Origin of the sequence: Neobacillus sp. 204 (genome assembly GCF_046562815.1) — a bacterium.
Lineage (GTDB): Bacteria > Bacillota > Bacilli > Bacillales > Cytobacillaceae > Neobacillus.
In genome coordinates this window covers 328,192-343,459 of record NZ_JBJORY010000005.1, presented here as the reverse complement: position 1 = coordinate 343,459, position 15,268 = coordinate 328,192, and the positions used below count along the sequence as shown (strand labels likewise).

Genomic DNA, 15,268 nt, shown 5'->3' with positions numbered 1-15,268 from the left:
TGGAATTATATGGCGGACAATCATTTGAAAAATGGAAATGGATCAGGGTTAAAACGTGAGTTAAAGACCAATCAACTGACCATGATTGCGATGGGGTGTGCAATCGGAACAGGACTTTTCCTGGGAAGCGGACTTGCAATCAGTACAGCTGGCCCAAGCGTATTAATCAGTTATGCGATAGGTGCCTTCATTGTTTTACTATTAATGGGATGTTTATCAGAAATGACGGTGGCCCATCCAACCTCAGGGTCGTTTGGAACGATATCTGAGAAATATATAAGCCCGTTCGCAGGTTATCTGGTACGCTATTCCTATTGGATTGCCAACGTTCTAGCAGTAGGGGTAGAAGTAAGTGCGATTGCGGTATATATGAAGTATTGGTTTTCAGATGTGCCAGGGTTTGTCTGGATTTTATTGTTCGCCGCTGTCCTTATTTATGTAAATGCAACAAGTGTCAATACATTTGCAACCTTTGAGTATTGGTTTTCGATGATCAAAATTAGTGCCATCGTTGGATTTATTCTTCTTGGAGCATATGTTTTCATTGGAGGGTCGGCTAAGCCGGAAATGGGACCTGAGAACATCGTTAATGAAGGTGGTTTCTTACCGTTCGGCATGTGGGGTATGTGGGTCGCTATCTTTATTTCACTATTTAGCTTTTTAGGGACGGAATTAATCGCCGTTACTGCTGGAGAAGCGAAAGATCCAGATGTTGCAGTACCAAAAGCTTTGAAAGCAACCGTCTTCCGGTTATCGACATTTTATATTATTACTATTGGTATCATGTTAATGATTGTTCCGTGGAAATCTGCTGGAGTGGAGGAAAGTCCTTTCGTAAAAGTGATGGAACTCTTAAATATTCCTGGCGCATCCGGTATTATGAATTTTATTATTTTAACAGCCGCACTATCGGCAATGAACAGTCAGCTATATGCATCGACACGAATGATGTTTTCACTTTCACGAGGAAACTATGCTCCTGCCTTTTTAGGTAAATTAAGCAAAAAAGGTGTACCGTTAAGTGCTCTTGCGATATCTACTTTAGGGATCTTTCTTGCTGCAGCTGTAAATGCATTGTTACCTGATTCGTCCTATGCTTTTATGATGGGTATTTCTATGTTCGGCGCCATTTTCACCTGGTTTATGGTGTTTGTTTCCCATTTGTTTTTCAGAAAAAAGTGGGAGAAATCAGGCGGTCGGAAATTGCCAGTTAAAATGCCCGGATTTCCTTATTTGACGGTATTAGGAGCAGTACTTCTGCTCAGTTTAATGGTCACCACCTGGTTTACAGGTTTTAAAATTATGCTTCAATTCGGTGTACCATGGTTACTATTTTTAACTGCTGCTTATTATATTTTTAATAAAAGAAAAAACATTCCTGAAAAGAATGAGTCAGATGCTATTCTTAACAAAAAGATCAATTAGAAGGGTAAAGTAAGTTTAGACTAAAATAGGATTCAGCGGGAGGATATTATGAACTCACAAGAAAAAAACGCGAATAATGGTCTAGAGAAAACGATCCAAACCGATTTTCAAAAATCGATGTCTTATGGAGACTATCTTCAACTTGATAAAATTTTATCTAGTCAGCATCGGGTATCCGATCACCATGATGAAATGTTATTTATCGTTATCCATCAAACAAGTGAATTATGGATGAAATTAATCATTCATGAATTGTCAGCGGCAATTGGGTGTATACAAAATAATGATTTGGAGCCATCATTCAAAATTCTGTCGCGTGTTTCAAGAATACAGCAGCAATTGATTCAGTCTTGGAGTGTTCTTTCGACGTTGACACCTTCCGAATACTTAGAGTTTAGGGATAAATTAGGGCAATCGTCCGGGTTCCAGTCATATCAGAATCGTTTGATTGAATTTGCCTTAGGAAATAAAAATGCCCATACACTAGCAGTCTATCAACATCAAACAGAGCTGTACGAAAAAATGCAAGCGGCTCTTCATCAACCAAGTATTTATGATGCTGCAATACAAGCTCTTGTTGCGCGTGGATTACCTGTCGATCATGAAGTTCGCCATCGTGATCTATCCAAAAATTATGAGCCGAATGCAAGTGTCGAGGAAGCCTGGCTAACCGTTTATCGAAATGTGGATCAATACTGGGACTTATACGAGTTGGCAGAGAAGTTAGTTGATATCGGCAATCAACAGCAATTATGGCGCTTTAACCATATGAGTACCGTAGAACGGATCATTGGTCATAAGCAGGGGACAGGTGGGTCGTCTGGTGTGACTTATTTAAAAAGAGTACTGGACCAACAATTTTTCCCTGAACTGTGGAGTTTACGTACAAAGTTATAAATAGATTGTAATGATAGAAAAGACCGCAAACCTTGATTTTAATGAGGTATGCGGTTTTTTTGTGGTTTTAAAATAAAGGGGTCATTCTTAGCCCAAATTGTAATAATTTTAATAAAATTGTAATGTGGACAATCCCTTCCGACATAGGATACACGGATGATTATTAATGTCGTATAGGAGGGGTTCAATTGCCCAGAAGGTGGTTAATTCTTTTTGTTTTTGCCTTTTTTATGTTGACTAGTTTTTTTGTTGGTGTCCCGACAGGTTCAGCAGCCTCTAGTGGAAAGTTAATTATTATTAACAAGACCACCAACCGACTTGCTTACTTTGAAAATGGTGTGTTTAAAAAACAATTTAAAGTGGGCACAGGGAGGCAGAAATCGTATACACCAGAAGGCAAGTTCAAGATTGTTGTTAAGATTAAATACAGACCTTACTATAAGGGGCATATTCCTGGTGGAGACCCTCGTAATCCACTTGGTAACCGCTGGCTGGGTTTAAATGCTCGTGGAACATGGGGAACGACCTATGCCATCCATGGAAACAACAACCCTAGCTCCATTGGCGGGTATGTAAGCAGCGGCTGTATTCGGATGTATGATAATGAGGTAGAATGGCTGTATAATCAAGTTCCAACCGGTACCCCAGTCATCATCACATCATCAGGGAAGTCTTTCAATGCGATTGCAGCGGCCAATGGGTATAAGGTAAAAGGCGGGTCAAGTGCACCATCTGATCCGGTTAGTACTACTGGAGATATCCTTAAAAAAGGCAGTCGGGGTCCAGCCGTCCAAGATCTTCAGCGTAAGTTGACTTCCCTCGGTTATAGTACAAAAGGTGTAGATGGTGTCTTTGGAGTAAACACCGATAGTGCAGTCCGCAAATTTCAGAAAGCCCGTAAACTAACAGCGGATGGGATTGTTGGTCCAGCAACCAAAAAAGCGCTCGGAATTAAGTAGTAGAATACAGTGACATTGAAGTTGCTCAAATAGATGAGCAACTTTTTTATGATTGGAATCTGTTTTTTTTAATATGTTTACATAAATTTACACAAAATACATGAATATAGAAATAGATTGTAAATTTGTTGGAGGTAATTGTATGAGTCGACTAGACAGGCTCAAAATGGAGAAGGTGGAACCAAAACATTGGCGGCAGTTCAATGAGTTATTACGATACGTGTTTCAGGTGACAAAAAAAGACTTACAAACGGTGGGCTGGGAGGAACGTGAAATCGCATTAGCAAAACTGCCAGTTTTGGAGCAGGCAGATGTATTGGGCTGGTTTGATGGTGAAAAACTTATCTCACAAATAGCTGTTTATCCTTTTCAAGTAAATATTTTCGGACGGACCCTTGAGATGGGCGGATTGACAGGTGTTGGCACCTATCCAGAATACGCTAATCTTGGATTGATGAACAAGTTGATTTGGCAAGCACTTTCCGATATGAAGGATAGAAAACAATCGATTTCATATTTATATCCTTATTCATTGCCTTTTTATCGAAAAAGGGGCTGGGAGATTATTTCGGATAAGATGACCTTTGAAATCAAAGACTATCAATTGCCAAAAGTAAAGAAAGTTTCAGGATATGTTGATCGGTTAAATACAGAGCATCCAGATATTAAAACTGTTTATCACCTTTTTTCTAGAAGACGGCATGTTGCGATGATTCGAAATAATCTAGCTTGGGATGAATTCTGGCGTTGGGATTTAGATGAATTAACCGCTGCAGTATATTATGATGGGTCCCATCAGCCCCAAGGGTATCTATTATATTGGATTTCTCAAGATGTACTGCACATCAAAGAAATGATCTATATGAATGAAGAGGCACGAAATGGCCTTTGGAATTTTATTAGTGCCCATTTCTCCATGGTTACTAAAGTTGTTGGTAATATATTTACAAATGATCCCTTGTCCTTCTGGTTAGAAGACGGAGATATTAAAGAAACCATTGCTCCTTATTTCATGGCAAGAATTGTGGATGTCACACAGTTTATCGACCAATTCCCATTCAGAGCACCAGGCACTGAAGTTCACATGACCTTTAAGGTTGAGGATCCAATCCTAGAGTGGAATCAAGGGGTCTTTACACTACAAGTATCTGCAGTAGGTGAAGGGAAGTTTTTGCCTAGTAAGGGGGAGCCAGAAATATCTATTACTATCCAGACACTGACAACAATGTTACTGGGGTACAAACGACCGTCCTATTTGGCGGCGATTGGTCGGCTTTCCTGTAATGAACAAACCGTGGAAATATTAGAAAATTTAATTGAACGGGAAACACCCTATTTCTCCGATTATTTTTGACGTTTTTTTCCTCTTTCGAAATTCGGAAGAGGAATTTTTATTATTTAATTACTGAATGTTTAAAATAAATATTCCATTATGGGGTAATTCTGGTTTATTATTATGGAATACTATTTTAATATAAAAAGGAGATTTTTAATGAATTTTTCAGCAAAACAGATTGTCTTTATTAGTTTTATGTTATTTTCAATGTTTTTCGGTGCTGGAAACCTGATATTTCCGCCATTTTTGGGGCAAGCCGCAGGGAATCATCTTTGGACCGCTCTTGCAGGTTTTATTCTTTCAGCCGTTGGCCTGCCGATTTTAGGAGTGATTGCGGTGGCTAAGGCTGGCAGCTTTAACGAGCTGAACCAACGGGTCCATCCTTATTTTGCTAGTCTCTTTCCATTTCTCATCTATATCGCGATCGGACCTGGACTGGCGATTCCCCGTGCCGGAAGTCTTGCATATGAAATGGGATTAGCTCCTTTTTTGCCAGAAAATTTGGTCAGTAGTCCGCTGTCATTGCTTGTTTATAGTATTGTCTTTTTTGGATTAGTAGCTTGGTTATGTATGTATCCTTCAAAGCTAATCGACCTTTTTGGGAAGTTATTGACGCCAATCCTATTGGCCCTAATAGCAATTATTTTTGTGAAAAGCTTAATAGACCCAATCGGTTCCTTCGAAGCAGCAAAGGAAAACTATGTTTCAACTCCTGTCTTTCAAGGGTTTTTAGATGGGTACTTAACAATGGATGCGCTGGCGGCTTTAGCATTTGGGATTGTCATTTCCAATACACTTAAATCACAAGGGGTACTGGATCACAAAAAAAGATCAGTATATATGATGTATGCCGGATTAGGTGCAGGATTGCTATTAACTGTGATTTACCTTATCCTCGGGTATTTAGGAGCAGCAAGCTCCTCCTTAGGACAAGCGGAGAATGGGGCACAAATATTATCTAATGTAATGACTCACTTGTTTGGTCAAAGTGGGACCTTTATTTTAGGATTAGTTTTTACAATTGCTTGTTTTTGTGTATCGATTGGTCTGGTTACTTCCTGCAGTCAATTTTTCGCAAATGCCATTCCAAAAATTAATTATAAAACATGGGTAATGATCTTAGCAGTTCTTAGTACGGCTATTGCTAATTTAGGATTAACACAAATCTTACAAATCTCCGTGCCAATCCTTGGCATGATCTATCCAATTGCGATTGTGATGATCTTATTAGGCCTCGTCGATAATTTTCTTTCGAAATCCCGGCCGATTTATATCACTGTAGTCATCTTTGTTGCTCTTTTTAGTATTATAGATACGATTAGTAAAACATTCCTCTCCAATCAATGGAGTGGGGCACTTGAAATTCTACCCTTTTATACGGAAGGTATTGGATGGATCATCCCGGCTCTACTTGGTTTAATAGTGGGCTATCTGCTTGGAATGTTTAGTGAGAAAACTGCTGATGTTTGAGTGGGAAAAATAGGTTCCAAGTTATTAACGACCGGAAGTGAGAAAAAAGAAAGGATACGGTAGTCAATAGGGGTTATTGACTACCGATAGTGAGAAAAAAGAAAGGGTACGGTAGTCAATAGGGGTTATTGACTACCGATAGTGAGAAAAAAGAAAGGGTACGGTAGTCAATAGGGGTTATTGACTACCGATAGTGAGAAAAAGGAAAGGATACGGTAGTCAATCGGGGTTATTGACTACCGATAGTGAGAAAAAAGAAAGGGTACGGTAGTCAATAGGGGTTATTGACTACCGATAGTGAGAAAAAGGAAAGGATACGGTAGTCAATAGGGGTTTTAACCATCAAATTGAATTTACGCGCAAATACCTAAAAAATTACAATTAGAAAAAGACGTGTGACCATTCACACATCTATTCTTATATCATTTTCTTGTTTAGTATCTTAACTGGGCCCCTTTACTAATATTTATGATTGTTTTTTGTCCGTTTTCTTCTCACTTAGAGCACGATAGATTTGCGTATACATACTGCCTTGAACAATATTTTGAAGGAAAAAGTCTCCGATCAATGTTAGGTATTCTTCATCCTCAAACATTTTTTTGTTTTGTAATTCCATTTCAGCTAAGCCTTCATATTTGGTTAGAAGGGAATATGTATGATCTTCTCCGGAAACGGGAGTTAAAATCTCGACATGATGATCATAATTTTCATTCCGGAATGTCTTAATTTCCTTTAAATTTTCAATACCTTCTTTAAATTTATCCTGTTTAATTTCAAATGTCTGATAAACAAAAATTGCCATTGCAGCATCCCCTAGATAGATTTTACAAACGTAAAAGTAAATTTCCCTTAAATCCAAAATTTTATTCTTCTTCCTTATGCAAAAATAGAATATTTCTCATAGCAAAAAGAGGGATTCCAAGAATCCCTCTACAATTATCGATTTTTATTATTCAATTGCATTCTGTCCGAATGTGGTGATTTCTTTCTCGCTGTCCTCTTTAAGTTCGTTATCTTTTTTTATACGACCTTTGCCTACAGCTAAAGCGACCAAGACTCCGATTCCAATAAAAATGAGACCTGTCAAGAAAACTGTAGAAAATGAATCTGACCATGCAATTTGAATGGAATGAATAACACTATTTTGAATGTCTTCAGGCATTTTTAAAAGACTCGGATTAAGCAGCAAACTAAATAATGAATCCGTTTTTTCTGAAAGAGCTTTTAATGCTTGATGTGCGATTGGATTTTCAGCGCCATTTGCAGCACTCATCATTTCCCCTTTTAGTGTATGGTTCATGATTGAATTTAAAATCGTAATCCCAATTGTTCCACCAATTGATCGAAAGAAGGTGGAGGCTGATGTGACGGTTCCAAGCTGAGACTTCGGAAATTCATTTTGGATGGCAATCATTAAGGTTGGCATAACTAGACCCATCCCTAAACCAAGAACAACCATATATGCATAGGCAGTATATTCATTTGAATCAATGCCCATTGTACTCATTAAAAAGAATCCTAAAGCGCCAAGAAGCATACCTGCTGTTAATACTGAGCGGAAGCTAAATTTTAGTAATAATTGCCCTCCAATGATACTGGCTGCAATCATGGCTATCATCATTGGCGTCATTGTTGAACCAGCTTGAGTTGGTGAAACACCAAGAATGCCTTGCATGTACATTGGCACGAACATAATCGCTCCGAACATACCAAGCCCAAGTAAAAAGCCTAAGGCATTCATCGTTGCAAAAATACGATTTTTAAAAAAAGAAAGATCCAAGATTGGCTCCACGGCTTTTCGTTCGATAAACCCAAAAACAATAAGCAGCACAATGGATCCTCCAAAAATAAGGAAAGACGTGGCCGAGGCCCATTCAAATTTATCCCCGCCGAAAGTTAAACCAAGCAATAATAAAACAATCGCAGGAATTAAGGTAATAATCCCTAAATAATCAATATTCACTTTGCCTTTACTTTCAACTGTTTCGTGCTTCAATCCCATAAAGATTAAGATCGCGGAAAGTAGTCCAAACGGAACGTTAATTAGGAAAATCCAGTGCCAACTAATGCTATCGACAATAATTCCACCTAAGAAAGGTCCGATAACGGAACTTAACCCAAAGAGTCCACCAAAAATACCTTGCCATTTCGCTCGTTGTTCAGCGGTAAAGATGTCCCCGATAATAGTTTGAGACAGGGGCATAATCATTCCGCCTCCGATTCCTTGGAGACCGCGATAGATGACTAACTGTTCCATCGATGTGGCAGTTGCACATAAACCAGATCCTATAATAAAGATGATCGTTCCGAGTAAGTAGAGGAACCTTCTTCCGTAAAGGTCAGATAATTTTCCGACAATCGGGACAACCGTTGTCGAGGTAATCATATAGGCTGTTGTAACCCAAGCAAAAATAGTAAAGCCATTTAATTCTGAAATAATCGTAGGCATGGCTGTTCCCACGATGGTTTGTTCTAAAGCACTAAAAAACATACCGATAATCAGCCCAGTTATGACTAATTTTGTGTTTATCCGTTTCTCTTCTATCACCATATCTATTTCTCCTATCTAGATGTTATTAATTAAGTACCGGTATAAAATATACATGATAACTGTCCGGTCAGTCAATCGTTTTTATAGTAAAGGATATTTGGTAAGATATCCTTTATATTTCAAATTGATAAAACGTCGCCAATTCCTTTACATATTTTTCAAGTGTTGCAATTCCATTAAAATTTGAAAGCATTCCTTTTATTACAGGAAGTCTAGGACTTTGTTTGTTAATTTCCTCTTCAAGGACCTCTAATGAGATTTCTAATGCTTCGCTATTTTCCATTTGATCTATTTCAGTTCTCATTTGTTGGACAATGTTATGAACATTTGCAGGTTCAAAAAATTGCTTGGAGTTTTTTATTATTTTCTCCATCTTTTTCTCAGTTAAGAAGGGTTCTTCGCTTGCAATTTCTTTTACGATACTATCCAACCTTCTCATTAAATAGTGGGATAGTTTCTCAATCTCAAACTCTGCTGGTTCGAGCATCAATAATCCTACATACGTTTGAAACAACCCTTCAAGAATCAAGGCTAAATCAATCGAAAAAGGCTCCATTTTTTGACCATAAATAGCAATTAATCCTTTGCGGTGTAATAAATGAGATTCAAAACGTTTTTTGAAGAAAAGTTTTTTGATATCTTCATTCCTTGGGATCGCCTGTTCTTTGGAGAGCATAATCATAAATTCTTTATGACCAATAAAAGTTCTGAAAAAAGCAGTGATCTGCTTGATGAATTTTTCTCGAGGGGATAAATCTTGGTTTTCAAAAGCTAACCTACTAGATTCAATCGTTTCAAATATATATTCCAAAATTGAGAGTAATAATTCATCTTTTGACTTAAAATGTAAATAGAAAGCTCCTTTAGAAATATTACTTTCAGTAGCAATCTCTTGGATCGACGTCGAGGAAAAACCTTTTTGAGCAAAAAGTTTCATCCCTGATTTAATAATTACTTTCTCCTTTTCTGTCAACATAAACCCTCCATTACAAAATGTACCTATGTTGTATATATAATCCTTGACTTATGACTGGCTGGTCAGTATGATTAAATTTGTTATGACCGCACAGTCAATCCTATTCGAATCAGACCAAAATGTCAACTAGGTATAAGAAGGAGAGGAAATATGAAGAAAGTCATTCAATTTTCATTAAAGAACAAATTTGCTGTATGGTTGTTAACCATTATTGTTACCATTGCTGGATTGTATTCAGGGATGAACATGAAACTTGAAACCATTCCAAATATAAGTACACCACTTGTTTCAGTTTTGGCTGTCTATCCAGGTGCGACACCAGAACAAGTCGCTGACAAAGTGACAGAACCAATTGAAAAACGTGTGGAGAATTTAGATGGGGTTTCGGTTGTTAGTTCCTCTTCGTTTCAAAACGCTTCTTCTATTCAAATAGAATATAGTTTTGATAAAGATATGGAAAAAGCCCAAAATGAAGTAAAGGAAGCCTTAAGTAATCTTGAACTTCCAGATGGAGTAGAGGAACCACAAGTTTCCCGCTTGAGTTTTTCTGCCTTCCCAGTCATGTCATTAAGTATGACAAATTCTGAACAATCTTTGGCTGAATTAACCAAAACGGCTGAGGAGGATATTGTCCCAGAACTTGAAGGGATCGAAGGAGTCTCCACCGTTCAGATTTCCGGTCAACAAGTTGACGAAGTTCAATTGAAATTTAATCAAACGAAATTAAAGCAATATGGCCTATCTGAAGAAACGGTAAAGAATTTAATTAAAGCTTCAGATGTTACCATTCCATTAGGATTATACACGTTCAAAGATACACAAAAATCCGTTGTCATTGATGGTAATGTTTCTACGATAAACGACTTAAAAGCAATTAAAATTCCCGTCATCCCATCTGCAAGTGGATCGCAGCAAGGAGCGGCGGCCGCACAACAAAACCAGGGACAACCAGGAATGACCGGAGGCCAAGTTATCCAAGGCAAACCATCATCACAGGCTACTGCAGCTATCCCTAGTGTCGAACTGAAAGATATTGCCACAATTGAAGTAGTTGGAAAAGCAGAATCTATTTCGCGGACAAATGAAGAAGAATCCATCGGAGTGCAAATTACCAGTGCACAAGACGCAAATACAGTGGACGTTGTGAACGCTGTTAAGGAAAAATTAAGTGATTTTGAAGATCAGGTTAATGGTTTAAAGGTTACTACCATTTTTGATCAGGGAAAACCGATCGAAGAGTCCGTATCAACGATGCTTAATAAAGCCATTTTCGGCGCGATATTCGCTATGATTATCATATTGCTATTCTTAAGAAATTTCCGCACAACTATCATTTCGGTAATATCGATTCCATTATCCATTTTAATTGCGGTTTTATTGCTTAAACAAATGGATATTACTCTTAATATGATGACCCTTGGAGCAATGACAGTTGCTATCGGGCGTGTCATTGATGATTCGATTGTTGTTATCGAAAATATTTTTAGAAGGATGTCTCTAAAAAATGAAACATTAGGTGGCAGAGAATTAATTGTCGCCGCGACAAGAGAAATGTTTATGCCCATTTTTTCTTCCACGATTGTAACAATAGCTGTGTTCCTTCCACTAAGTTTAGTGAAAGGTCCAGTTGGAGAAATGTTTTTACCTTTTGCATTAACAATCGTATTTGCATTACTGGCATCACTATTAGTAGCGATTACTGTTGTTCCGATGATGGCCCATTCATTATTTAAAAAGGGCATTACAGGAAAACAAGAACATGTTGAAAATAAACCAGGTAAATTAGCATCGGGATATAAAAAGGTTCTGAATTGGTCATTAAACCATAAAATCATAACTTTCGGGTTAGCTATTCTTTTATTAGTGGGCAGCTTGTTCCTTGTTCCGGTCATTGGGGTAAGTTTTCTTCCAAGTGATGAACAAAAAATGGTGGTTGCCACTTATAAACCTGCACCAGGGCAAACTTTGGATGAAGTGGAAGGGATAGCAACCGAAGCAGAGGAATTTTTTGAGAATAGAGAAGGCGTAAAAACAATTCAGTTTTCTGTCGGCGGAGAAAATCCAATGAATCCAGGGGAGAGTAATTCGGCTATGTTTTTTGTTGAATATGATAAAGATACCAAAAACTTTTCAAAAGAAACAGAAAGAGTCATCAATGATTTAAACAAACGAAATGATAAGGGTGAATGGGCAAGTCAAGACTTCTCAGGTATGGGATCATCCAATGCTCTTTCGTATAATGTTTATGGTGACAATATGGATGAGATTGAACCAGTCGTAAATAATATAGCGGGAATTTTCAAAAAGAATGATTCACTTCGAAATGTGAAGACAAGTATTGCTGATACTTATGAGGAGTACACCTTAGTTGCTGATCAAGAAAAATTAAGTCAATTAGGGCTTACAGCTGCACAAGTTGGAATGGAGCTTGCTGGTAATGGCCAACGTCAAGTATTGACCACCATTGAGAATGACGGCAAAGAAATGAATGTCTATTTAGAGGTCGAGAAAGATGAGTATGAAGATATTAATGAACTAACGGATAAAACAATCCAATCCCCTATGGGTATGTCAGTCCCTATAAAGGACGTTATTGATATTAAAAAGGGGAATACCTCGGATACGATTACAAGGCGTGATGGTCGTATTTATGCAAGTGTAAGTGCTGAAATTACAACCAAAGATGTCTCAAAAGTTTCAACTGCAGTTCAAAAGAAAGTAGATAAACTTAAACTTCCTTCATCTGTTGACATATCAGTCGGAGGGGTATCGGAGGATATAGCAGAATCATTTACACAGTTAGGTTTAGCAATGCTTGCAGCGATTGCGATTGTCTATTTAGTTCTCGTGATTACTTTTGGTGGAGGGTTGGCTCCACTAGCGATTCTATTCTCTTTACCATTTACAATCATCGGCGGATTAGTAGGCTTATTAGTCTCTGGTGAAACCCTAAGTGTCTCCGCAATGATTGGAGCCTTGATGTTAATTGGTATTGTTGTAACGAATGCGATCGTACTCATTGATCGTGTAATTCACAAAGAGAATGATGGATTATCAACTAGAGAGGCCATTCTTGAGGCAGCGGGGACACGACTTCGTCCAATTCTTATGACAGCCATTGCAACCATAGGTGCACTTATCCCACTTGCCATTGGGATGGAAGGTAGTGGACTTATTTCGAAGGGATTGGGTGTCACTGTCATCGGTGGACTGACAAGTTCAACACTGCTTACCTTAGTCATCGTACCGATTGTTTATGAAACGCTTATGAAAATGAAGCGAAAAGAAAAAAAGCAGGTAGAGAGAGTTTTATAAGTAAAATAAAATGAATAGAAGCTGATTCTGCGTTAAAGCATTTTAACTGTAGAATCAGCTTTTTTATTTTTTTTGAGACCTTGACATTTTTTTAAAAAAGAGTATAGTAATATACTTGTGTTGGTTATTTTGATTTATTCTTGAATTATTCATAGATTGTTCATATTTAATTGATACTATTGATGTTAGTCTAATGAGAGCAGTATCCATCATTTAAAAAAAATTATGACTGAAATTATATAATCTTAGATTACAAGGTAGGTGCTTTATGAATAACTTATTACAAAGAGGTCAAAGTATTTTTAATAAATATGTTGGCTTTTTCTTTTTGACAGTATTTTTTCTTTGGATCAAAACATATATCGTTCAATTAACGCAATTTAACTTAGGAATAGAAAATTCTCTTCAGAAGTTTCTATTATTTATCAATCCGCTTGGATCTGCCCTACTTTTCTTAGGTATTTCTTTCTTTCTTAAAGGAAGAAAAAAGTATATTGGGCTGATTGTCATAGATTTTCTTTTATCATTTCTTTTATATGCAAATGTATTGTTTTACCGATTCTTTAGTGATTTTATTACCTTACCAACGTTAACACAGACACAAAACTTTGGCGATGTTAGCGGTAGTATTACTTCCTTATTAAGACCATATGATTTTTTATTCTTCCTTGACATCATTGTTTTAATCGGGTTGCTTGGTACTCGTTTTGTGAAAATCGAAACTTATGACATGAATCGTAGAAAAGTCGCGGCACTATTTTCAATGGCGCTTGCGATTTCAAGTGCAAATTTAGCACTAGCTGAAACAGACCGGCCTCAATTATTAACAAGAGGATTTGACCGAAATTATATCGTGAAATATTTAGGGATGTACAATTATACTATTTATGATGCCTTTCAAAGTACGAAAGCATCAGCTCAAAGGGTAATGGCCAGCAGTGATGATAGTACTGAAGTCATTAACTATACAAAATCTAATTATGCTGAGCCTAACCCAGCTTATTTTGGTGCTGGAAAAGGAATGAATGTCATCTATTTACACCTGGAATCCATGCAAAACTTCCTTATTAATTACAAATTACATGGGGAAGAGGTAACACCATTTTTAAATTCATTAACGAAGGATCAAAATACGCTTTACTTTGATAATTTCTTCCATCAAACTGGACAAGGTAAAACGTCGGATGCTGAGTTCATGTTAGAAAATTCATTATATGGATTATCACAAGGTTCAGCCTATACCACAAAAGGTCTAAACACGTATGAAGCTGCTCCCGCAATTTTAGGTCAGCAAGGCTACACTTCAGCAGTGTTCCACGGAAATTCAGGAAGCTTCTGGAATCGTAACGAAATTTATAAATCATTTGGCTACAACAAGTTCTTTGACTCAAATTACTATAATATAGATTCTAAAGATCTTGCTGAATATGGGCTAATGGATAAGCCATTCTATGAACAATCCATTCCACTTCTGGAATCCTTACCAGAGCCTTTCTATACCAAATTTATTACTGTATCTAATCATTATCCGTATCCAATTAATGAAAAAGACGCAACGATTGCACCAGGGACAACTGGTGATAAATCCGTCGATGGATATTTTCAAACGGCACGATATGCCGACGAAGCATTGAAGCAATTCTTTGATTACCTGAAAAAATCAGGTTTATATGATCGTTCCATTATCGTCATGTACGGTGACCATTATGGAATTTCTGAAAATCATAATAAAGCAATGGAACAGGTAATGGGAAAAGAAATTACACCATTTGAAAATACTGGTTTGCAGCGTGTACCATTATTTATTCGAGTCCCAGGAATGGAAGGTGGAGTGAACCACGAATACGGCGGTCAAATCGACCTTCTGCCAACACTTCTTCACTTGCTAGGAACAGACACCAAAGAGTATGTCCAATTTGGAACGGACCTATTATCTGAGCAACATGATGATTTGGTGCCTTTTAGAAATGGAGACTTTGTAAGTTCCACCATCACTTCTATCGATGGGAAATTCTATGATTCCAAAACGGGAATGAAATTAGATCCAGCTAAAAATCAAGAAGCTAAAAAAGATCAGAAAATCGTTGAATATAAATTAAAGCTTTCAGATAAAGTCGTAAATGGAGATTTATTACGTTTCTACAAACCTGAAAACTTTACTCCAGTTGACCGTTCACAATACAACTATAGTGGCGATAAAAAATAGATCTAAAAATATGAACTGCCTGAGAAAAATTTCTCAGGCAGTTTTTTTGTATATACCTTTTTATCTAATCCTCATATTCACTTTGAATCAATCTTTTCAAATAGTGTAAAGATATAGGAAGTGGGATGTCTGT

At 37.3% G+C, this 15,268-nt stretch carries 10 protein-coding genes; 7 read left to right on the top strand and 3 right to left on the bottom strand.

Annotation, left to right across the window (positions count from 1 at the left end; translation table 11 throughout):
• Positions 1–9: 9 nt before the first annotated feature.
• The 5 genes from ACJ004_RS13020 (at position 10) to brnQ (ending at position 6,087) form a co-directional block, all read left to right on the top strand.
• Entirely contained in the window at positions 10–1,425 is a 1,416-nt protein-coding gene (locus ACJ004_RS13020; protein WP_410893451.1) for an amino acid permease, read from the top strand.
• A 48-nt stretch (positions 1,426–1,473) separates the two neighbouring features.
• On the top strand, positions 1,474–2,322 hold the full coding sequence (gene kynA, locus ACJ004_RS13015; RefSeq protein ID WP_410893450.1) for a tryptophan 2,3-dioxygenase: 849 nt from the start codon (positions 1,474–1,476) through the stop codon (positions 2,320–2,322).
• A 188-nt stretch (positions 2,323–2,510) separates the two neighbouring features.
• Positions 2,511–3,281: a L,D-transpeptidase family protein gene (locus ACJ004_RS13010; RefSeq protein WP_410893449.1), complete on the top strand. Its 771-nt coding sequence runs from the start codon at positions 2,511–2,513 to the stop codon at positions 3,279–3,281.
• A 142-nt stretch (positions 3,282–3,423) separates the two neighbouring features.
• Positions 3,424–4,635 carry a GNAT family N-acetyltransferase gene (locus ACJ004_RS13005; protein ID WP_410893447.1) on the top strand — a complete coding sequence of 404 codons (1,212 nt, stop codon included), beginning with the start codon at positions 3,424–3,426 and terminating at the stop codon, positions 4,633–4,635.
• Positions 4,636–4,773: 138 nt separating this feature from the next.
• A complete protein-coding gene (gene brnQ / locus ACJ004_RS13000; RefSeq protein ID WP_410893446.1) occupies positions 4,774–6,087 on the top strand; it encodes a branched-chain amino acid transport system II carrier protein in 1,314 nt (437 codons plus the stop codon).
• A gap of 466 nt (positions 6,088–6,553) precedes the next feature.
• Here the strand turns inward: brnQ and ACJ004_RS12995 are convergent, their stop codons facing one another.
• From ACJ004_RS12995 to ACJ004_RS12985, 3 genes are all read right to left on the bottom strand, one after another.
• Positions 6,554–6,889: a hypothetical protein gene (locus ACJ004_RS12995; protein ID WP_410893445.1), complete on the bottom strand. Its 336-nt coding sequence runs from the start codon at positions 6,887–6,889 to the stop codon at positions 6,554–6,556.
• A 147-nt stretch (positions 6,890–7,036) separates the two neighbouring features.
• Positions 7,037–8,638 carry an MDR family MFS transporter gene (locus ACJ004_RS12990; protein WP_410893444.1) on the bottom strand — a complete coding sequence of 534 codons (1,602 nt, stop codon included), beginning with the start codon at positions 8,636–8,638 and terminating at the stop codon, positions 7,037–7,039.
• Between the two features lie 112 nt (positions 8,639–8,750).
• Positions 8,751–9,611 (bottom strand): TetR/AcrR family transcriptional regulator, encoded by an 861-nt coding sequence (locus tag ACJ004_RS12985; RefSeq protein WP_410893442.1) that lies wholly within the window; start codon positions 9,609–9,611, stop codon positions 8,751–8,753.
• A gap of 153 nt (positions 9,612–9,764) precedes the next feature.
• Here ACJ004_RS12985 and ACJ004_RS12980 point away from each other — a divergent pair, with 153 nt between their 5' ends.
• Together ACJ004_RS12980 and ltaS are read left to right on the top strand one after the other, a co-directional pair.
• Positions 9,765–12,929 carry an efflux RND transporter permease subunit gene (locus ACJ004_RS12980; RefSeq protein WP_410893441.1) on the top strand — a complete coding sequence of 1,055 codons (3,165 nt, stop codon included), beginning with the start codon at positions 9,765–9,767 and terminating at the stop codon, positions 12,927–12,929.
• Between the two features lie 268 nt (positions 12,930–13,197).
• Positions 13,198–15,135 carry a lipoteichoic acid synthase gene (gene ltaS / locus ACJ004_RS12975; RefSeq protein WP_410893440.1) on the top strand — a complete coding sequence of 646 codons (1,938 nt, stop codon included), beginning with the start codon at positions 13,198–13,200 and terminating at the stop codon, positions 15,133–15,135.
• Positions 15,136–15,268 lie beyond the last annotated feature (133 nt).